Consider the following 19,281-nt stretch of genomic DNA (forward strand, 5'->3'; position numbering starts at 1 on the left):
TCTTGGCTGGCGGCTCGGCGTCAATGCAACACGGTCAAACCAGCATAGCAGCCACCCCGACGGCCAAAGTCCCGGGCAGAAAAAAGCCCCGACGGGTCGGGGCTTTGGGGTCTCGCCTGCAGCTTATTCGCCGATGGCAGCCTTGTAGCCGGCAGCGTCGAGCAGCTTGTCCAGCTCGGCCTTGTCGCTTGGCTTGAGCTTGAAGATCCACGCACCGTAAGGATCAGAGTTCAGCAGCTCCGGCGAGCCGCTCAGCTCTTCGTTGATGGCAATCACTTCACCGCTGATCGGAGCGTAGATATCGGAAGCGGCTTTCACCGACTCAACGACACCGGCCTGGTCTTCGGCAGCGAAAACCTTACCCACTTCGGTCAGCTCAACGAACACCACATCACCCAACGCTTCCTGGGCGTGATCGCTGATGCCCACGGTGACGGTGCCGTCGGCTTCCAGGCGCGCCCATTCATGACTTTCGGCAAAACGCAGTTCAGCTGGGATGTTGCTCATGCTCGGTGTCCTCAAGAAATTGTCAGCGGTCGTGCCCGCCGGAAAAGGTTTAGATCAAGGTTTTGCCGTGACGGACAAAGGTCGGTTTGACCACTCGTACCGGATACCACTTGCCACGGATTTCCACTTCGGCGCGGTCGGCAGTCGCCATCGGTACACGCGCCAGGGCAATCGACTTGCTAAGCGTAGGAGAGAAACTACCACTGGTGATCTCCCCTTCGCCAACATCAGCGATACGAACGACCTGATGGGCCCGCAAAACCCCGCGTTCCTCAAGCACCAGGCCGACCAGTTTGTGCTGCACGCCGGCGGCTTTTTCCGCTTCCAGCGCGTCGCGACCGATGAACCGGCGCGTGGCCGGCTCCCAGGCGATGCTCCAGGCCATGTTCGAGGCCAGTGGCGAAAGGTCCTGGTGGATGTCCTGACCGTAAAGGTTCATGCCGGCTTCGACCCGCAGCGTGTCGCGGGCACCGAGGCCGATGGGGGAAATGCCGGCGCCCACCAGATCGTTGAAAAATCCGGGGGCCTGATCGGCCGGCAGGGCAATTTCCAGACCGTCCTCACCGGTGTAGCCGGTGCGCGCAATGAACCAGTCGCCGTCGACGTGGCCTTCGAAAGGCTTGAGCATCTGGATCAGATTTGCGCGGGACTGGGTCACCAGTTCGGCAATCTTGTGCCGGGCATGGGGACCTTGGATGGCGAGCATCGCCAGCTCGGAGCGTTCGTGCATTTGCACATCGAAGCTGCCCAGCTGTGCCTGCATCCAGGCCAGATCCTGATCGCGGGTGGAAGCGTTGACCACCAGACGATAACCGTCCTCGAGGCGATAGACGATCATGTCGTCGACGATGCCGCCGCGCTCGTTGAGCATGGTGCTGTACAACGCACGGCCGGGGCTGTGCAGGCGTTCGACGTCATTGGCCAGCAAATGCTGGAGCCAGGCCTTGGCCTGGAGGCCGGTGACATCGATCACGGTCATGTGGGAAACATCGAACACCCCGCAATCGCGGCGCACCTGATGGTGTTCCTCGACCTGCGAGCCGTAATGCAGGGGCATGTCCCAACCGCCAAAATCGACCATCTTCGCGCCAAGGGCGAGATGCAGGTCATACAGAGGCGTACGCTGTCCCATGGGTTTCTCCTTCCGGGCGTGGCGAAGGTGCGGAGCGCTGCTGCACGGATCGGAAAGCCCTGTAAAAAAGGGCTTTCAGCCGATTTCAGCGACAGGGTCTGTCAGACGGACCGCACCGAATGCCGCGCATTGTAGCCGCATGATTCAGGACTGACGACTAAGTGTTTCGATGCGCCGAACGGCGAATAAGTCCGATGACCGGCAACAAGCCGACAAGCACCAGGGTCAGCGCCGGCAACGACGCCCTCGCCCATTCACCTTCGCTGGTCATTTCGAAGATCCGTACCGCCAGCGTGTCCCAGCCAAACGGGCGCATCAGCAGGGTCGCGGGCATTTCCTTGAGCACATCGACGAACACCAGCAACGCGGCGCTGAGCGTGCCGGGCAGCAACAACGGCAGATACACTTTGAAAAACAGTCGCGGCCCGCTGACGCCCAGGCTACGTGCCGCTTCAGGCAAAGATGGCCGTATACGCGCCAGACTGCTTTCGAGCGGCCCGTAAGCCACCGCCACGAACCGCACCAGATACGCCAGCAGCAACGCCGCCAGACTGCCCAGCAGCAGCGGTTTGCCCGCACCGCCGAGCCAGCCGGACAGCGGAATCACCAGCTCACGATCCAGATAACTGAACGCGAGCATGATCGACACCGCCAGCACCGAGCCTGGCAAGGCATAACCGAGATTGGCCAGACCGACCGCCGAATTGATCGTCCGGGTAGGCGCCAGACGCCGGGCGAACGCCAGCAACATCGCCACGCTGACCGTGATCAGCGCCGCCATGCCACCCAGATACAGCGTATGGAGAATCAGCCCGGCGTAGCGCTCATCCAGATCGAAACGTCCACGCTGCCAGAACCACACCACCAGTTGCAGCACAGGAATGACAAACGCGCAGGCGAACACCAGACCGCACCAGCCGGTCGCCGCCCAGGCTTTTGGCCCGCGCAGGTGATACAGCGCCTTGACCCGTGGCCGCTCGTTGCTTGCCCGATTGGCGCCGCGCGCGCGACGTTCGCCGTACAGCACCAGCATCACCACCAGCAACAACAGACTGGCCAGTTGCGCAGCGCTGGGCAGGCTGAAGAAGCCGTACCAGGTCTTGTAGATCGCGGTGGTGAAGGTGTCGAAGTTGAACACCGACACCGCACCGAAATCCGCCAGGGTTTCCATCAACGCCAGCGCCACGCCGGCACCGATGGCCGGCCGCGCCATCGGTAATGCCACTCGCCAGAATGCTTGCCACGGCGACTGGCCAAGCACTCGCGCGGCTTCCATCAATCCCTTGCCCTGCGCCAGGAACGCGGTGCGCGCCAGCAGGTAGACGTAGGGATAAAACACCAGCACCAGCACCAGAATCACGCCACCGGTGGAGCGCACTCGCGGCAGGCGCAGGCCGGTGCCGAACCATTCGCGCAGCAGGGTTTGTACGGGGCCTGCGAAGTCCAGCAGGCCGACGAACACGAACGCCAGCACGTAGGCCGGGATTGCGAACGGCAGCATCAGCGCCCAGTCGAGCCAGCGGCGGCCGGGGAATTCGCAGAGGCTGGTGAGCCAGGCGAGGCTTACGCCGATCAGCGTCACGCCGACGCCTACGCCGAGGACTAGCGTCAACGTGTTGCCCAGCAGACGCGGCATCTGGGTTTCCCACAGGTGCGACCAGATCTGGTGATCGATGGTTTGCCATGAGAGCAGGAGCACGCTGAGGGGGAGCAGCACCAACGCGGCGATGGCGAAGACGATGGGGTACCAGCGGCGTTGGGCGGGGTGGGCCACTTTTAGAACTCTGGAGGGATGTAGGTGTTCTTGATTTTTTTGTTTCAGGTCAGGATTGCTGCCCTCACCCTAGCCCTCTCCCGGAGGGAGAGGGGACTGACCGTGTTGTTCATTCGAGTTACGCCGACCTGATAAATCGAGCCGAACTCAGGTTTCGAAAACAACCCCAATCGGCTCCCTCTCCCTCCGGGAGAGGGCTGGGGTGAGGGCAGCGATATCATGGTAAACAGTGCTGTCAGGAATGACTCAATTCCAGCCCGCCCGATCCATCATCCGGATCGCTTCAGCCTGACGTTTGCCCGCCACTTCAACCGGCAGCGTATCCGCCACGAACTGCCCCCACGCCGCCACTTCTTCCGAAGGCTTCACCGCCGGATTCGCCGGGAACTCCTGGTTCACATCGGCAAAGATCTTCTGCGTCTCAGGCGTAGTCATCCACTCGACCAGCGCCTTGGCCGCTTCCGGGTGCGGTGCATGTTTGGTCAGGCCGATGCCCGACAGGTTGACGTGCACACCACGATCCGCCTGATTCGGCCAGAACAGTTTCACCGGCAGTTCAGGCTTCTGCTTGTGCAGGCGACCGTAGTAGTAGGTGTTGACGATGCCGACGTCGCACTGGCCGGCGTTGATCGCTTCCAGCACCGCGACGTCATCGGAGAACACGTCGGTGGACAGGTTGTTGACCCAGCCCTTGAGGATCTTCTCGGTCTTCTCGGCACCGTGGACTTCGATCATGGTGGCGGTCAGCGACTGGTTGTAGACCTTCTTCGCCGTGCGCAGGCACAGGCGGCCTTCCCAGTTCTTGTCGGCCAGTGCTTCGTAGGTGGTCAGTTCGCCCGGTTTCACCCGTTCGGTGGAATAGGCGATGGTCCGCGCGCGCAGGCTCAAGCCAGTCCAGGCGTGGCTGGACGAGCGATATTGCAGGGGAATGTTGGCGTCGATGGTTTTCGAGGTGAACGGCTGGAGAATGCCCATCTGCTCGGCCTGCCAGAGGTTGCCGGCGTCGACGGTCAGCAGCAGGTCGGCGGTGGCGTTCTCGCCTTCGGCCTTGATCCGCTGCATCAGCGGCGCTTCCTTGTCGGTGATGAACTTGATCTTCACCCCGGTCTTGGCGGTGTAGGCATCGAACACCGGCTTGATCAGCTCATCGATACGCGAGGAGTAGACCACCACCTCGTCGGCGGCCTGGGCGGCAGTGCTGCCGATCAGGGTCAGGGCCAGTGCGGTCAGAACACGCTTGGATGCCAACATGGGAGCGGTCTCTCGGTCGGGAAAAGTGGCCCAAATGATAAGGACTCACATTTACGAGCTCAATCGAACACTTTCCCAAGGAGTTACCAGATGTTGCACGACATTCGTCAGGCCTTGGCGAGGGCCGGCAAGTCCCCGGTCAGCCCCAATGCTTCGCGCACGAACAACGCCTTGGCTTCGGGCATCTGCTCGACGATTTTCAGTCCGGTATTACGCAACCAGCGCAGCGGCAGCGGATCGGCCTGGAACAACCGCTCGAAGCCTTCCATCGCGGCCATCAACGCCAGATTGTGCGGCATGCGCCGGCGTTCGTAGCGGCTCAGGACTTTCACGTCCGCCAGGCGTTCGCCGCGTTCGTTGGCCTGCAACAACACTTCGGCCAGTACGGCGGCATCGAGGAAGCCGAGGTTCACGCCCTGCCCCGCCAACGGGTGAATGGTGTGCGCGGCATCACCGATCAGTGCCAGGCCTTCGGCCACGTAGCGTTTGGCGTGACGTTGACGCAGCGGCACGCACAGGCGCGGGTCGGCACTGATGACGTCGCCGAGGCAACCTTCGAAAGCGCGTTCGAGTTCACGGCAGAAATCCGCTTCATCCAGCGCCATCAGCCGTTCGGCTTCGCTCGGCGTGGTCGACCAGACGATCGAGCACCAGTCCTGCTGGCCATCACGCTCCAGCGGCAAAAACGCCAGCGGCCCGTGATCGGTGAAGCGCTGCCACGCGGTCATGCGGTGCGGCTTGCTGCTGCGCACGCTGGTGACGATGGCGTGATGCAGGTAATCCCACTCGCGAGTGGCAACGCCAGTCAGACGGCGCACAGCGGAATTGGCACCGTCCGCCGCGATCACCAGCGGCGCGCGCAAGGTGCGGCCGTCGGCCAGGGTCAGCAGCCAGTCGTCACCGGAACGGCGCATCTGCTCCAGTCGCGCGTTGGCCAACAGGCCCATATCGCAATCGTGCAGACGGTCGAGCAAGGCATCCTGGACCACGCGGTTTTCGACAATGTGGCCGAGCACCTCGGCGTGCACGCTGCTGGCCGAGAAGTGAATCTGGCCGGTGCCGCTGCCGTCCCAGACGTGCATGTCGGTGTAAGGGCTGCTGCGTCGATTGACGATGCCGTCCCACACGCCGAGGCGGTCGAGGATCCGCTGGCTGGCCGCCGACAGTGCGCTCACCCGTGGCTCGAACGGCGCGTCGCCATTGAAGGGTTTGACGCTCAACGGGCTGCCGTCGAGCAGCAGCACCTCCAGCCCGCTGCCCTGCAACGCCAGCGCCAGGGCACTGCCGACCATTCCGGCTCCGACAATCAGCACATCCGCGCGCATTTCCATGCTTTAAGCCTGTCTCGCTGGCGGCTTGAGCCGCACGTAAAGGGTTTTACCGACCCGCGCCACCAGGTTGCCGGCGCCGTCATGAATGTCGACCTGCAACTGCGGCAGGTATTTTTCGCCACTGGCGGTCTGCCGACGGATCTCGTCGAGCAGGGTGTCGTCGATGTTGAACCGGGCGAACACCGGGCCTTTGCCCGGCGATATGAAATCAATGTCGGCGGCCTTGTCCCAGACGATGTACTTCGAGCCGAGGTTCTCCATGAGCATTAACATGAAGAACGGATCGACCATCGAATACAGACTGCCGCCGAATTGGGTGCCGACGTAATTGCGGTTGTACCAGCCCAGGCCCATCGAGACCTGGATGTCACGAAAGTCATCGCTGATGTGCTGCACCCGGACACCGGCGCCGAAGTACGGCGGGTAGAACGTCATGATCCAGCGCATCAGCCGAGCCTTGCCAAACTGTTTGATCAGCCACTCACGCATCCGGCCGCGTCCCCAGCCCCATGGCCTGACGGGCGAACCAGCGTTTGGCCGGCGGCAGCAGATCGAGGCCGAGCAGGCCGATGTTGCGCCCCAGCGACACCAGCGGCTGGGTGCTGCCGAACAGGCGCGTGACCTGATCGGAGAAACCCACGGTCAGGTCCTGATCGAGACGCTGACGCTCGCGATAGGCCTGCAACGTGGCGAAATCCCCCAGCGGTTTGTCGCTGGCCAGCAGCGCGGCGGCCAACGCATCGGCATCGCGCAGAGACAGGTTGAAACCCTGCCCGGCAATCGGGTGCAAACTGTGGGCGGCGTTGCCGAGGACGGCCAGATGCGAACGCACCTGTTCTTCGGCTTCCACCAGCGACAGCGGATAGAGATGCCGCGCGCCAACCTGTTTCAAAGTGCCGAGACGGTAGCCGAACACGCCTTGCAGCTCGCTGAGAAAATCACGCTCGCTCAGGTCGGCCAACCGTTGCGCGTCCATGCCCAGACGGGTCCAGACCAGCGCGCAACGGTTTTCCGGCAGCGGCAGCAGCGCCATCGGGCCTTCGTCGGTGAAGCGCTCGAAGGCCATGCCGTTGTGCGCTTCACTCGGGGTGATGTTGGCGATCAGCGCGCTCTGGTTGTACGGGCGCTTGCGCACGTTGATGCCCAGTTGTTCGCGCAGACCGGAACGGCCACCATCGGCGAGCACCGCCAGATCGCACTCGACCGTGGTTTCGTCGTTGAGGGTCAGGCGATAGCCGTCCGGCAACGGCTCCATGCGGGTGACTTCCGCCGGGCAGCGCCAGCTGATCACGTCTTTGTCGAGGTGCTGCCACAGACACTGGCCGAGCCAGGCGTTTTCCACGACATAGCCGAGCGCAGGGACGCCCTCTTCCATCGCCGAAAGTCGGGCGGTGGAGAAACGACCACGGTCGGATACATGAATCTGCTTGATCGGTTCGGCGCGGCGGGAGATTTCCTGCCACACGCCCAACCGCTGATAAATCTGCCGCGAGCCGAAGGACAGCGCCGAGGAGCGCGCGTCGTAGCTTGGCTGCCAGGTATCACCGGGGGCGAACGGTTCGATCAGCACGATCTTCCAGCCGCGGGCCTTGGCCCCGGCCTGCAAGGCTAACGCCAGACTGGCGCCGACCAGACCGCCACCGATGATTGCCAGATTGACCCGACTCATGCCGCGCAGGTCCGTGCTTGCGCCATCAGGGCTTCGATCTCGGCGACGGTTTTCGGCACGCCACCCGTCAGGATTTGACAACCGCTCTTGGTCACTACCACGTCATCCTCGATGCGCACGCCAATGCCGCGCCATTTCTTCGCTACGTTCTGATTGTCCGGAGCGATGTAGATGCCCGGCTCCACGGTCAGCGCCATGCCGACTTCCAGCACTCGCCATTCGCCGCCGACCTTGTATTCGCCGACGTCATGCACATCCATCCCCAGCCAGTGGCCGGCGCGGTGCATGTAAAACGCCTTGTAGGCCTCGGTAGCGATCAACTCGTCGACTTCGCCCTGCAACAGCCCCAGCTTCACCAGTCCGGCGGTGATGACCCGAACCGTGGCTTCGTGCGCCTGGTTCCAGTGCTTGTTCGGAGCGATTTCGGCGAATGCCGCTTCCTGCGAAGCCAGCACCAGTTCGTAGATCGCTTTCTGTTCAGCGGAAAACTTGCCGTTGACCGGCCAGGTGCGGGTGATGTCGCTGGCGTAGCAGTCGATCTCGCATCCGGCGTCGATCAGCACCAGATCGCCGTCCTTGAGCAACGCGTCATTCTGCTGGTAATGCAGGATGCAGCTGTTGCGCCCGGCAGCGACGATCGAACCATAGGCCGGCATTTTCGCCCCGCCCTTGCGGAACTCGTAATCCAGTTCGGCTTCGAGGCTGTACTCGTACAACCCGGCACGGCTGGCCTGCATCGCCCGGATGTGAGCCTGGGCAGAGATCCGCGCCGCTTCGCGCATCACCTTCACTTCTGCCGCCGATTTATACAGGCGCATGTCGTGCAGCAGGTGATCCAGGGCAACGAATTCGTTCGGCGGCTGGGCGCCGAGGTGCGCCTTGGAGCGGATCACGTTGATCCAGTCCATCAGGTGGCGGTCGAATTCGGGGTTGCTGCCCATGGCCGAATACACCCGGTCGCGGCCTTCGATCAGGCCCGGCAGGATGTCGTCGATGTCAGTAATCGGGAAGGCGTCGTCGGCGCCGAAATCGCGGATCGCGCCTTCCTGGCCGGCGCGCAGGCCGTCCCAGAGTTCGCGTTCGGCATTGCGCTCACGGCAGAACAGCACGTATTCGCCGTGTTCGCGACCGGGCATCAGGACGATGACCGCTTGCGGCTCGGGAAAACCGCTGAGGTACTGGAAGTCGCTGTCCTGACGATAGACATGCTCGACGTCGCGGTTGCGAATGGCGACCGCGGCGGCAGGCAGGATCGCGATGCTGTTGGGTTCCATCTGCGCCATCAGCGCCTTGCGGCGCCGGGCGTATTCCGCTTTCGGGATATGGATCATGGGCAGATGGCTTTCCCTGGCACGCGATCAGTGCAGCGACGGCTTGGCCGCTGGCGGCACGTCGGCCTTTTTGGTTTCGGAGAACAGCAGCAGCGGAGCGACACGCAGGTACTCCATGACTTCCATATAGTCGCTTTCGCCGTCTTCGGATTCTTCCAGTGCGTCTTGCACCTGGGAGATCGCTGCCAAATCCTGCAACACTTCAGTGGCTTCGGTGCTCAACATGCTGCTGTCGCGGCAGTTCAGGCCGAAACCGGTGAGGAAACCCTGACACCATTCGCCCAGCGCGGCGGCGCGCTCGGCCAGTGGCGCGTCATCGTTCGGCAGCAGCAGAACCACGGTGACGTCATCACCGGTGAGTTCGCTCTTGACCATCTCCTGCAGACCGATCAGCGCGTTGCGGACGTTGTCCTGCGGCTCGCTTTCGAGCAGCTCGGCGGCATCGATCAGCCACTCTTCGGCATTGAAGCCGGCGCCGGCGCAACTGCGGCCCAGCAACAGGCCGTGCAGTTCGGCAGGCGAAACGGAATGACCGCTGGAGTTCAGCAGGGTGGCAAAGCCTTGGTACGGGGAATTCTGAATGGGCATGGGCAGCTAGGCGCCAGACGGCGCTATGTCTAGAATGAAGGCCTTGTATCCTACATCGACAGACTCGCCAAGACCATTAAAGGCTGTCCGCCAGCCAAACCCATCAGACCGAATCAGTGGACACAATGGAAGACACCGACCTGCAAGCGCTGATGGCCAGACTCGAACTGCTGATTACCCGAGTCGAGCAACTAAAGAGTCAAAACGCACTCTTACTTGCTCAGGAAAAGACCTGGCGCGAGGAACGCGCGCACCTCATTGAAAAAAACGAAATCGCCCGGCGTAAGGTCGAATCGATGATTTCGCGCCTCAAGGCCCTGGAGCAAGACTCATGAGTTCAAGCAATAGCGTTACCGTGCAGATCCTCGACAAAGAGTATTCGATCATCTGTCCCCAGGAAGAGCGCAGCAATCTGATCAGCGCCGCCCGCTACCTGGACGGCAAGATGCGCGAGATCCGCAGCAGCGGCAAAGTCATCGGCGCCGACCGCATCGCCGTGATGGCCGCGCTGAACATCACCCACGACCTCTTGCACAAAGAAGAGCGTCCGGACATCCAGGCCAGCGGTTCGACCCGTGAACAGGTGCGTGACTTGCTCGATCGTGTCGATCTGGTGCTGGCCGACGATCCGGACATCAGCAAGGGCTGATTCGCCAGGCTGCTTGAGTTATACTCGCCGCACTCCCTGGGGTGCTTGCCAGTTGACGATGTCCCTGAGCCGATTTGCACTACCCTGGGGGTTGCACGTTGGGCTGGTGTGCATGTCCGCCAGACGGAAAGCCTTAAAGCCTACTGCATCCTCCACCTTGAACTCTCGGGTTCAAGGGCTAAGTCGACAGCGGCTCATCCGGGGAGCCTGATTCGAATCCGATGCCGGTGCATGCCGGCATCGGATTTTTTATGCGTACGTTTTCGTCCCACCCTGCCGAAGCCGAACCATGACCGAACCCGCGTTGCTGCCCCGCCCCCAACTGCGCCGCCTGCTGCGCAAGGCCCGCCGCTCGCTGACGCGAAGCGAACAACGCGAGGCCGCCGAAGGTCTGTACAAGCAACTGGCACAAGACCCGCACTTTCGCCGGGCGAAACACATTTCCCTGTACCTGCCCACCGACGGTGAAATCGACCCGCGCCTGTTGCTGCGCGCCGCCCAGCGTCGGGGCAAGAAAACCTACCTGCCGGTACTCAGTGCCTGGCCACGGACCAAGATGGTCTTCCAGCAAATCCGCCCCGGCGAAAAACTCAAACCCAACCGCTTCCGTATCCTTGAGCCGCGCGCCAATCTGGCCCGTCAGCGCAAGGTCTGGGCACTGGATCTGGTGTTGTTGCCATTGGTGGGATTCGACGATATTGGCGGGCGCCTGGGCATGGGCGGAGGTTTCTACGATCGCAGTCTGGCGTACCTGGCCCGACGCCAGAACTGGCGCAAGCCGACGCTCTTGGGGTTGGCCCATGAATGTCAGAAAGTCGAACGTCTCGCGCAAGCGAGCTGGGATGTACCGTTGCAGGGAACGGTGACAGACAAGGCGTGGTATTTCGCAGGATAGACGCCGCGCGGATCAGCGGCGTCGAAAAGGCAGTTTCAGCGTTTGAAGGCTGTCGACTGTTGTACTTGTTGCGCTACTTCAATCGGTGCATCGGCCTTGTTGGCCCACAGACTTTGCGCATAACCGGTGGTCACGACGCCCAGACCGAACAAAATCACCAAAGTCCACAGCAAATCCGGTTTGCGTTTCATCGATTGCCCCCCTCAAGGCACATCATCACGATGACAGCAGCGGTTTCCATTCGTAGGCCGTGCAGCAGCGTCAAGCTTTAAAGGCCGGCATTTTGCGACAACGTGAACCTCTGCGCAAATGCTGGCGTCAACCGACCGTCGGTTTGTCATAAAATTGCCGGACAACCTGCCCAATGACCGCTTGAGGAGCACACACCATGGCCTACTGGCTGATGAAATCCGAGCCCGACGAACTCTCGATCAAGGGCCTGGAAAAGCTCGGCAAAGCGCGCTGGGACGGGGTTCGCAACTATCAGGCACGCAATTTCCTGCGGGCCATGGCGGTGGGGGACGAGTTCTTTTTCTACCATTCCAGCTGCCCGGAGCCGGGGATTGCCGGAATCGGCAAAATCATCGAAGCCGCGTACCCGGATCCCACCGCACTGGAACCGGAAAGCCATTACTTCGACCCGAAAGCCACGCCGGAGAAGAACGCCTGGAGCGCGATTGATGTTGCCCACGTCGAAACTTTCAGCCGGGTCTTGAAGCTGGATTACCTGAAACAGCAGACCGCGCTGGCCGAGATGCCGCTGGTGCAGAAGGGTTCGCGACTGTCGGTGATGCCGGTGACGGCCGAGCAGTGGGCCGCGGTTATCGCGCTCAAACCCTGAGTCATTTGTCGCCTGACAAAATGCCATCGCGAGCAAGCTCGCTCCCACAAGGGATCTGTGTGAATCACAAAATTGTGATCACCATGAATCCTGTGGGAGCGAGCTTGCTCGCGATGAGGCCCGCCCGGACAACGAATGCCTTACTGGATGATCAGGTTGTTGAACAACAGATCTTCAACCACCGGCTTGCCGGTCTCGTCATTCATCACTTGCTGGGTCTGCTTCAAGGCTTCCTGACGCAGCTTTTCCTTGCCCTCGATGCTGCCCATCGCATCGGTGGTCTGCTGAGTGAACAGCGCCACCAGCTGATTGCGGATCAGCGGCTCGTTGGCCTTGACCAGTTTGGTCGCCTCTTCACCGGTCACCCGCAGTGCCACGTCGGCCTTGTAGACCTTAAGCTTCGGGGTGCCATCGAGCCCGTAGTTGCCCACAAACGGCGGGCTCAGGGTGATGTAGTTGACCTTCGGCGCCTCGCCTTCTTTGGCTTCTTCGGCCAGCGCTGCCACAGGCAGAGACAGGGCCAGCAACAACATGATCCACGCTTTCACAATTCGCTCCTTATCCGGTTTGCGGCCTAGCATAACGACCCGCCGCGCAAGCACAAGCTTATGGCGGACTATCAGGGCCGGGCATGCTCGTTGACCCGTTGACTGCCACACCTACACTTATCGGCCATCACTCCCAAAGGAATAGCCCTGATGAAAGCCGTGCTGTGCAAAGCCTTCGGCCCTGCCGAATCGCTGGTGCTGGAAGACGTCGCCAGTCCTGTCGCCAAGAAGAACGAAATCCTGCTGGACGTGCACGCAGCCGGGGTCAACTTCCCGGACACGCTGATCATCGAGGGCAAGTACCAGTTCAAGCCGCCCTTCCCGTTCTCCCCAGGTGGCGAAGCCTCCGGCGTGGTCAGCGAAGTCGGTGAAAAGGTCAGTCACCTGAAGGTCGGCGATCGGGTCATGGCCCTGACCGGCTGGGGCAGCTTCGCCGAGCAGGTCGCGGTGCCGGGCTACAACGTGCTGCCGATCCCGCCGTCGATGGATTTCAACACCGCCGCCGCCTTCAGCATGACCTACGGCACTTCGATGCACGCCCTCAAACAGCGCGGCAACCTGCAACCGGGTGAAACCCTGCTGGTACTCGGCGCCTCCGGCGGCGTCGGCCTGGCCGCTGTGGAAATCGGCAAAGCCATGGGCGCCCGGGTGATCGCCGCCGCCAGCAGCGCGGAAAAACTCGCCGTGGCCAAGGCGGCCGGTGCCGACGAACTGATCAACTACAGCGAAACCAGCCTCAAGGACGAGATCAAGCGCCTGACCGACGGCCAGGGCGCCGACGTGATCTACGACCCGGTCGGCGGCGACCTGTTCGATCAGGCCATCCGCGCCATCGCCTGGAACGGCCGCCTGTTGGTCGTCGGTTTCGCCAGCGGCCGCATTCCCGAACTGCCGGTCAACCTCGCACTGCTCAAGGGCGCGGCAGTGCTCGGCGTGTTCTGGGGCTCCTTCGCCCAGCGCCAGCCGCAGGACAACGCGGCGAACTTCCAGCAACTGTTCGGCTGGTTTGCCGAGGGCAAGCTGAAACCGCTGGTGTCGCAGGTCTATCCGCTGGGCAATGCCGCACAGGCGATCAATGATCTCGGGCAGCGAAAGGCTGTCGGCAAGGTTGTGGTGCAAGTGCGCTGAGCTGATCGGGCGACCCGGGATTGATGGCAACTGCCGGGTCGCCCTTCAGAGCACTCCAGCCCTACATCAAACTGCGAATGTCCTCCGGCAACAGACTCATGTAAGTCCGGACCGGACTGTCGCGACATCCCCGGACAATCGTCGGAATCCGCTTGTTCAGTCTGGCGATCATATCGAGGCGCTGTTCGTCCGGCAGCTGCGCTTTGTGGAAAACATTGGAAAGGTAGGCCCTGGTGTGAACGAACACCTTGGTATCGATCCACGACTGTTCCGCAATGTCGCCGAGATATTCGTTCAGGGTTCGGCACTTCAAGGCTTTCAGTTGCTGGTTGATGTGGATGGGTTGATCCAGATCCAGCCTGAATACCATCGGCGCAAGGACTCGCCTCTCTGCCGGCCTGTCGCCCTCGACGGTCCACGGCCTGAAACGCCATTGCTCGACGGCAATCCTGACCGCCTCGATCAGCTCCGGATGGCTGCTTGGCGCAAAGCTGATCCGGTCGACTGAACCGTCGGCATGGACGGTGAACTCGGCCCCCACTTCTCCTGTAACACCCGCCCTGAAAAGCGCCAACGGATAGATCGGCTTCGGGTTGTTTTCCGGGATCAGCAGCACCTCTACCGCCCACGCACCTCCCGATGCCATCAGCAAAAACAGCAACACACACCACCGCATGAGCCCTCCCCCCCTTCACCGCACGAGTGCCCGATTGGCACCGTCAAAAGGGTAGAGCCCGGCAGCCTGAAACAGAACGCCGCGCCTTCCGCATTGTTCGCAGGACATTTCCCAAATCTGTGCCCTACAAAGCCATGAAACCCGGCAGGAAGACGTCGAAGTAACATTTCCCACAGCGCCGCGTACTTATATCTGAGCGACATGTTCATAAAGGAACGCGCGACTTCCAACATTTCCGCTGTTTTGCCGATGGGAAGCGGTGCTATTTTCGGTAACGAAACTGTAACATTCGCATCCGCAGTCAAAACAAGAAATCTGGAGCTCTTGAATGTTTGCTTTCTTTCGTCCTGCCGCACATCAGGCTCCATTGCCTGAAGAAAAAATCGACAGCACCTACCGACGCCTGCGTTGGCAGATCTTCGCCGGCATCTTCTTTGGCTACGCGGGTTACTACCTGCTGCGCAAGAACTTCTCGCTGGCCATGCCGTACCTGATCGACGAAGGCTACAGCCGTGGCGATCTGGGTCTGGCGATGTCGGCCATCGCCATCGCCTACGGTCTGTCCAAGTTCCTCATGGGCCTGGTGTCCGACCGCTCCAACCCGCGTTACTTCCTGCCGTTCGGTCTGCTGGTATCGGCCGGGGTCATGTTCATTTTCGGTTTCGCGCCTTGGGCAACCTCCAGCGTGACCATGATGTTCATCCTGCTGTTCATCAACGGTTGGGCCCAGGGCATGGGTTGGCCGCCGAGCGGACGCACGATGGTGCACTGGTGGTCGCAGAAGGAACGTGGCGGCGTGGTGTCGGTGTGGAACGTGGCGCATAACGTCGGTGGCGGCCTGATCGGCCCGCTGTTCCTGATCGGCATGGGCCTGTTCAACGACTGGCACGCAGCGTTCTACGTCCCGGCCGCTGTGGCTCTGGCGGTAGCGGTGTTCGCTTTCGTGACCATGCGCGACACCCCGCAGTCGGTCGGCCTGCCGCCGATCGAGAAGTACAAGAACGACTACCCGGAAGGCTACGACGCCAGCCACGAAGACGAATTCAGCGCCAAGGAAATCTTCGTCAAATACGTGCTGCGCAACAAAATGCTCTGGTACATCGCCATGGCCAACGTCTTCGTCTACCTGCTCCGCTACGGCGTGCTGGACTGGGCGCCGACCTACCTGAAGGAAGCCAAGGGTTTCACCGTGGATAAAACCTCGTGGGCCTATTTCTTCTACGAGTGGGCGGGGATTCCGGGCACGCTGCTGTGCGGCTGGATGTCGGACAAGATCTTCCGTGGCAACCGTGGCCTGACCGGCATGGTGTTCATGGCACTGGTGACCGTGGCGACGCTGGTGTACTGGCTGAACCCGGCCGGCAACCCGACCGTCGACATGATCGCGCTGTTCTCCATCGGCTTCCTGATCTACGGCCCGGTGATGCTGATCGGCCTGCAGGCCCTGGAACTGGCACCGAAGAAAGCCGCCGGCACTGCCGCAGGCTTCACCGGTCTGTTCGGTTATCTGGGTGGTTCGGTCGCGGCCAGTGCAGCAATGGGCTACACCGTGGACCATTTCGGCTGGGATGGCGGTTTCGTGCTGCTGGTGGGCGCTTGCCTGCTGTCGATGGCCCTCCTGGCCCCGACCCTGTGGCACAAGCAAGTCGCCAGTCAGAGCCGCGAAGCAGTCGCCTGATCGGCCTTTGACTTACAGCGCTTGAGCCGCGCCTCCAGATTCCGGTCTGGCATGGCGTGGCTGCGCAGGGCGTGAGCGGTCTGCTCGACATAATCGCGAGTGGTGCCGTAACGCCCGCAAGCGCTTTCGAACACCTGGCTCAGCACATGATCCGGCAAGTTGCCGGCATAGCTGGGCAGGTGTCGCTCCAATACGAATCCCAAGGCCTGAACCTGGCTGCCATCTTCGAGTCGGCAGTTGAGCCAGTGTGGCCGATAGGACGGGAACGGCATCTCGCGTTTCCACAACGCATACAGCGCGCTGTCCAGATTGTCTTCCGGCAACCGGTAGGCGAAGCCGCTGCACGAGCCGCCGCGATCCAGACCGAAGACCAAACCGGGCATTTCCGGCGTGCCGCGATGTTCGTGGGACCACAGGTACAAACCGCGATGGTAGCCATGGACTCGCCCGCGCATCCGCTCGACGGCGGAGCATTCCGGCCGCCAGATCAGCGAGCCGTAGGCGAACAGCCACACCGGCCCGCCTTTGTGGCGCGCCATGGTCGATTGCATGGAAGCGAGAAGTTGTTCGTGCGTCAGCTGCGGCCCAAGATCGAGCCGCGGAGGGTAAGCCAGGTTCAGAAAAGCGTTTTCAATGGCGCTCATGGCGAATAGCGTTCAGCTCCCCGCGGGTGAAGAATTACTTAATAGAACGCACCGCTGTAACAATAAGGCACATATGTTTTAAGGCAATTTGAGTGCCATGGCACAGTTCTTAATTGATTGCCTGATTGATATATAACCTACCGGCATTTATGCAATTACATAAATACCGATCGGCTATATAGAGAGTTATAACGAACTTACGAGCGAGGCGCGTAAGCGAACACATCCGCACGCATCTGATGAGCATCCATCCCCGCTTCCACCAGCGCGTCCAGCGTGCCGTAGACCATCGCCGGCGAGCCGCTGGCGTAGACGTGCAGCGGCTTCAGATCAGGGAAATCCTCACAGACCGCTTCGTGCAACATGCCACAGCGCCCTTCCCAGCCGCACTGATCACTGACGACCTTGTGCAGGAACAGATTGGGCAACTTCAGCCATTCGTCCCAATGTTCGATTTCGTAAAAATCTTCCGGACGACGCACGCCCCAGTACAAGTGCACCGGATGTTTGAAGCCATTGGCCCGGCAATGTTCGATCAGGCTGTGGATCTGGCCCATGCCGGTGCCGGCGGCGATCAGCACCAGCGGCCCGTCCGGCAGTTCCGCCAGATGGGTGTCGCCGAACGGCAGCTCGACCCGCACCATCGGGTTGCGCGTGAGCTGATCGATCAGGCTCAGCGCACTGGATTCGCGCGCCAGCACATGGATTTCCAGATCGCGCCCGCCGTGGGGCGCCGAGGCCATGGAGAACGCCGACTTCTCGCCGCTCTCGCGCTCGATCATCAAGTATTGGCCAGCGTGGTAGCGCGGCGGCTTGCCGGCCGGTGCCCGCAGGCGCACACGAAAGGTATCGCCACCGACATCCCGGCATTCGATGACCTGACACGACACGCTGCGCACGGGCAGTTCTCCCAGCGCGAGCACGCCATCCCACAGCACGATGCAGTCTTCCAGCGGCTCCGCTATGCAAGTGTAGAACTCGCCGTGGTCGTGCACCTTGCCGGCCTGTTCGACCCGGCCTTCCACCAGCAGCGCCGCACACACATGGCAATTGCCGTTGCGACAGCTTTGCGGGCATTCGTAGCCCAGGCGCCGCGCACCATCGAGAATCCGCTCTCCGGGCTGTATCTCGAGCACCGCTCCGGAGGGCTGCAGGGTTACACGCATCAATCTATTCCTAACTGATTCCAGATGGCATCGATCCGTTGGGTGACGGCGTCATCCTTGACGATGACGCGGCCCCACTCGCGAGTGGTTTCGCCCGGCCACTTGTGGGTGGCGTCCAGGCCCATCTTCGAGCCGAGCCCCGACACCGGCGAGGCGAAGTCGAGGTAGTCGATCGGCGTGTTGTCGATCATCACCGTGTCGCGCTTGGGGTCCATGCGCGTGGTGATGGCCCAGATCACGTCGTTCCAGTCACGCGCGTTGATGTCGTCGTCGGTGACGATAACGAACTTGGTGTACATGAACTGTCGCAAAAACGACCAGACACCCAACATCACGCGCTTGGCGTGGCCCGGATACGACTTCTTCATCGTCACCACGGCCATGCGGTACGAGCAGCCTTCCGGCGGCAGGTAGAAGTCGGTGATCTCCGGAAACTGCTTTTGCAGGATCGGCACGAACACTTCGTTCAGCGCCACGCCGAGAATCGCCGGCTCATCCGGCGGACGACCGGTGTAGGTGCTGTGGTAGATCGGCTTGATCCGGTGGGTAATACGCTCGACGGTGAACACCGGGAAGCTGTCGACTTCGTTGTAGTAACCGGTGTGGTCACCGTACGGGCCTTCATCGGCCATTTCGCCCGGATGGATCACGCCTTCAAGAATGATTTCGGCAGTGGCCGGCACTTGCAGGTCGTTGCCACGGCACTTCACCAGTTCCGTGCGGCTGTCGCGCAGCAGACCGGCGAAGGCGTATTCGGAGAGGCTGTCCGGCACCGGAGTAACGGCGCCGAGAATGGTCGCCGGATCCGCGCCAAGGGCCACGGACACCGGGAACGGCTGCCCCGGATGCTTTTCGCACCACTCACGGAAATCCAAGGCGCCGCCACGGTGGCTGAGCCAGCGCATGATGACCTTGTTGCGGCCGATCACTTGCTGACGGTAGATACCAAGGTTCTGCCGGTCCTTGTTCGGGCCCTTGGTGACGGTCAGGCCCCAAGTGATCAGCGGCGCCACGTCGCCCGGCCAGCAGGTCTGCACCGGCAGCATCGCCAGATCGACGTCATCGCCTTCGATGACCACTTCCTGGCACGGTGCGTCTTTGACGACTTTCGGCGCCATCGCGATGATCTTGCGGAAGATCGGCAGCTTCGACCACGCGTCCTTCAAGCCCTTCGGCGGCTCAGGTTCCTTGAGGAACGCCAGCAGCTTGCCGATTTCGCGCAGCTCGCTGACCGACTCGGCGCCCATGCCCATGGCCACCCGCTCGGGAGTGCCGAACAGGTTGCCGAGCACCGGGATGTCGTAACCGGTCGGCTTCTCGAACAGCAGCGCCGGGCCCTTGGCCCGCAGCGTGCGGTCGCACACCTCGGTCATTTCCAGCACCGGCGAGACGGGAATCTGGATGCGTTTCAACTCTCCGCGCTGCTCAAGCTGCTGCACGAAATCCCGAAGATCCTTGAATTTCATTGACGAT

The 19,281-nt window shown here is 61.7% G+C and carries 21 protein-coding genes and 1 other RNA gene; 7 read left to right on the forward strand and 15 right to left on the reverse strand.

What is annotated here, in order from left to right:
- Window positions 1-123 precede the first annotated feature (123 nt).
- From gcvH to CAF90_RS09825, 9 genes are all read right to left on the reverse strand, one after another.
- A complete protein-coding gene (gene gcvH / locus CAF90_RS09785) occupies window positions 124-507 on the reverse strand; it encodes a glycine cleavage system protein GcvH (protein ID WP_085606004.1) in 384 nt (127 codons plus the stop codon).
- Between the two features lie 49 nt (window positions 508-556).
- Window positions 557-1,639, reverse strand: coding sequence for a glycine cleavage system aminomethyltransferase GcvT (gene gcvT / locus CAF90_RS09790; RefSeq protein WP_085606006.1), 1,083 nt, complete (start codon window positions 1,637-1,639; stop codon window positions 557-559).
- Window positions 1,640-1,796: 157 nt separating this feature from the next.
- A complete protein-coding gene (locus CAF90_RS09795; protein ID WP_085606008.1) occupies window positions 1,797-3,413 on the reverse strand; it encodes an iron ABC transporter permease in 1,617 nt (538 codons plus the stop codon).
- 246 nt (window positions 3,414-3,659) lie between these two features.
- Entirely contained in the window at window positions 3,660-4,664 is a 1,005-nt protein-coding gene (locus CAF90_RS09800; RefSeq protein ID WP_085606010.1) for an extracellular solute-binding protein, read from the reverse strand.
- Between the two features lie 107 nt (window positions 4,665-4,771).
- The gene (locus tag CAF90_RS09805) at window positions 4,772-5,989 is read right to left on the reverse strand and encodes a 2-octaprenyl-3-methyl-6-methoxy-1,4-benzoquinol hydroxylase (protein WP_170929376.1); all 1,218 of its coding nucleotides are present in this window, start codon (window positions 5,987-5,989) and stop codon (window positions 4,772-4,774) included.
- Window positions 5,990-5,998: 9 nt separating this feature from the next.
- Window positions 5,999-6,484: a DUF4442 domain-containing protein gene (locus CAF90_RS09810; RefSeq protein ID WP_085606014.1), complete on the reverse strand. Its 486-nt coding sequence runs from the start codon at window positions 6,482-6,484 to the stop codon at window positions 5,999-6,001.
- Window positions 6,477-7,664, reverse strand: a complete 1,188-nt coding sequence (ubiH, locus tag CAF90_RS09815; protein ID WP_085606016.1) for a 2-octaprenyl-6-methoxyphenyl hydroxylase — start codon at window positions 7,662-7,664, stop codon at window positions 6,477-6,479. The genes CAF90_RS09810 and ubiH overlap by 8 nt, the downstream gene beginning before the upstream one ends.
- The gene (gene pepP, locus CAF90_RS09820) at window positions 7,661-8,995 is read right to left on the reverse strand and encodes a Xaa-Pro aminopeptidase (RefSeq protein ID WP_085606018.1); all 1,335 of its coding nucleotides are present in this window, start codon (window positions 8,993-8,995) and stop codon (window positions 7,661-7,663) included. Before pepP ends, ubiH begins: the two co-directional genes overlap by 4 nt.
- A 27-nt stretch (window positions 8,996-9,022) precedes the next feature.
- Window positions 9,023-9,583 (reverse strand): YecA family protein, encoded by a 561-nt coding sequence (locus CAF90_RS09825; protein WP_007951810.1) that lies wholly within the window; start codon window positions 9,581-9,583, stop codon window positions 9,023-9,025.
- Between the two features lie 125 nt (window positions 9,584-9,708).
- Here CAF90_RS09825 and CAF90_RS09830 point away from each other — a divergent pair, with 125 nt between their 5' ends.
- From CAF90_RS09830 to CAF90_RS09845, 4 genes are all read left to right on the forward strand, one after another.
- The gene (locus CAF90_RS09830; RefSeq protein ID WP_007940359.1) at window positions 9,709-9,918 is read left to right on the forward strand and encodes a TIGR02449 family protein; all 210 of its coding nucleotides are present in this window, start codon (window positions 9,709-9,711) and stop codon (window positions 9,916-9,918) included.
- Window positions 9,915-10,232 carry a cell division protein ZapA gene (locus CAF90_RS09835; protein ID WP_007951811.1) on the forward strand — a complete coding sequence of 106 codons (318 nt, stop codon included), beginning with the start codon at window positions 9,915-9,917 and terminating at the stop codon, window positions 10,230-10,232. Before CAF90_RS09830 ends, CAF90_RS09835 begins: the two co-directional genes overlap by 4 nt.
- A gap of 30 nt (window positions 10,233-10,262) precedes the next feature.
- Window positions 10,263-10,441, forward strand: a non-coding RNA gene (gene ssrS / locus CAF90_RS09840) — 6S RNA.
- An 80-nt stretch (window positions 10,442-10,521) separates the two neighbouring features.
- Window positions 10,522-11,127 (forward strand): 5-formyltetrahydrofolate cyclo-ligase, encoded by a 606-nt coding sequence (locus CAF90_RS09845; protein ID WP_085606020.1) that lies wholly within the window; start codon window positions 10,522-10,524, stop codon window positions 11,125-11,127.
- Between the two features lie 35 nt (window positions 11,128-11,162).
- On the opposite strand, the gene CAF90_RS29555 is transcribed toward CAF90_RS09845, so the two are convergent.
- Complete coding sequence (locus CAF90_RS29555) at window positions 11,163-11,318, reverse strand: hypothetical protein (RefSeq protein ID WP_007911192.1); 156 nt, start codon at window positions 11,316-11,318, stop codon at window positions 11,163-11,165.
- 197 nt (window positions 11,319-11,515) lie between these two features.
- Between CAF90_RS29555 and CAF90_RS09850 the strand changes: the two genes are divergently transcribed.
- The gene (locus CAF90_RS09850; RefSeq protein ID WP_007951813.1) at window positions 11,516-11,968 is read left to right on the forward strand and encodes an EVE domain-containing protein; all 453 of its coding nucleotides are present in this window, start codon (window positions 11,516-11,518) and stop codon (window positions 11,966-11,968) included.
- 140 nt (window positions 11,969-12,108) lie between these two features.
- Here CAF90_RS09850 and CAF90_RS09855 read toward each other — a convergent pair whose 3' ends face one another.
- Window positions 12,109-12,516 (reverse strand): flagellar basal body-associated protein FliL, encoded by a 408-nt coding sequence (locus tag CAF90_RS09855; RefSeq protein WP_007951814.1) that lies wholly within the window; start codon window positions 12,514-12,516, stop codon window positions 12,109-12,111.
- Window positions 12,517-12,666: 150 nt separating this feature from the next.
- Here CAF90_RS09855 and CAF90_RS09860 point away from each other — a divergent pair, with 150 nt between their 5' ends.
- A complete protein-coding gene (locus tag CAF90_RS09860) occupies window positions 12,667-13,644 on the forward strand; it encodes an NADPH:quinone oxidoreductase family protein (protein ID WP_007951816.1) in 978 nt (325 codons plus the stop codon).
- Window positions 13,645-13,705: 61 nt separating this feature from the next.
- Here the strand turns inward: CAF90_RS09860 and CAF90_RS09865 are convergent, their stop codons facing one another.
- Window positions 13,706-14,320, reverse strand: a complete 615-nt coding sequence (locus CAF90_RS09865; protein WP_085606023.1) for an energy transducer TonB — start codon at window positions 14,318-14,320, stop codon at window positions 13,706-13,708.
- A gap of 328 nt (window positions 14,321-14,648) precedes the next feature.
- Here CAF90_RS09865 and glpT point away from each other — a divergent pair, with 328 nt between their 5' ends.
- Complete coding sequence (gene glpT, locus CAF90_RS09870) at window positions 14,649-15,998, forward strand: glycerol-3-phosphate transporter (protein WP_085606025.1); 1,350 nt, start codon at window positions 14,649-14,651, stop codon at window positions 15,996-15,998.
- On the opposite strand, the gene CAF90_RS09875 is transcribed toward glpT, so the two are convergent.
- The 3 genes from CAF90_RS09875 to ubiD all read right to left on the reverse strand — a co-directional run bounded on the left by CAF90_RS09875 (window position 15,974) and on the right by ubiD (window position 19,274).
- Window positions 15,974-16,642, reverse strand: a complete 669-nt coding sequence (locus tag CAF90_RS09875) for a gamma-glutamylcyclotransferase (RefSeq protein WP_085606027.1) — start codon at window positions 16,640-16,642, stop codon at window positions 15,974-15,976. The genes glpT and CAF90_RS09875 overlap by 25 nt on opposite strands.
- A 197-nt stretch (window positions 16,643-16,839) precedes the next feature.
- The gene (locus CAF90_RS09880) at window positions 16,840-17,808 is read right to left on the reverse strand and encodes a CDP-6-deoxy-delta-3,4-glucoseen reductase (protein ID WP_085606029.1); all 969 of its coding nucleotides are present in this window, start codon (window positions 17,806-17,808) and stop codon (window positions 16,840-16,842) included.
- Window positions 17,808-19,274 (reverse strand): 4-hydroxy-3-polyprenylbenzoate decarboxylase, encoded by a 1,467-nt coding sequence (gene ubiD / locus CAF90_RS09885; RefSeq protein WP_007951823.1) that lies wholly within the window; start codon window positions 19,272-19,274, stop codon window positions 17,808-17,810. Before ubiD ends, CAF90_RS09880 begins: the two co-directional genes overlap by 1 nt.
- Window positions 19,275-19,281: the final 7 nt, after the last annotated feature.

This window comes from Pseudomonas sp. B37(2017), from assembly GCF_002112885.1.
In the GTDB taxonomy this organism is placed as follows: domain Bacteria; phylum Pseudomonadota; class Gammaproteobacteria; order Pseudomonadales; family Pseudomonadaceae; genus Aquipseudomonas; species Aquipseudomonas paraglycinae.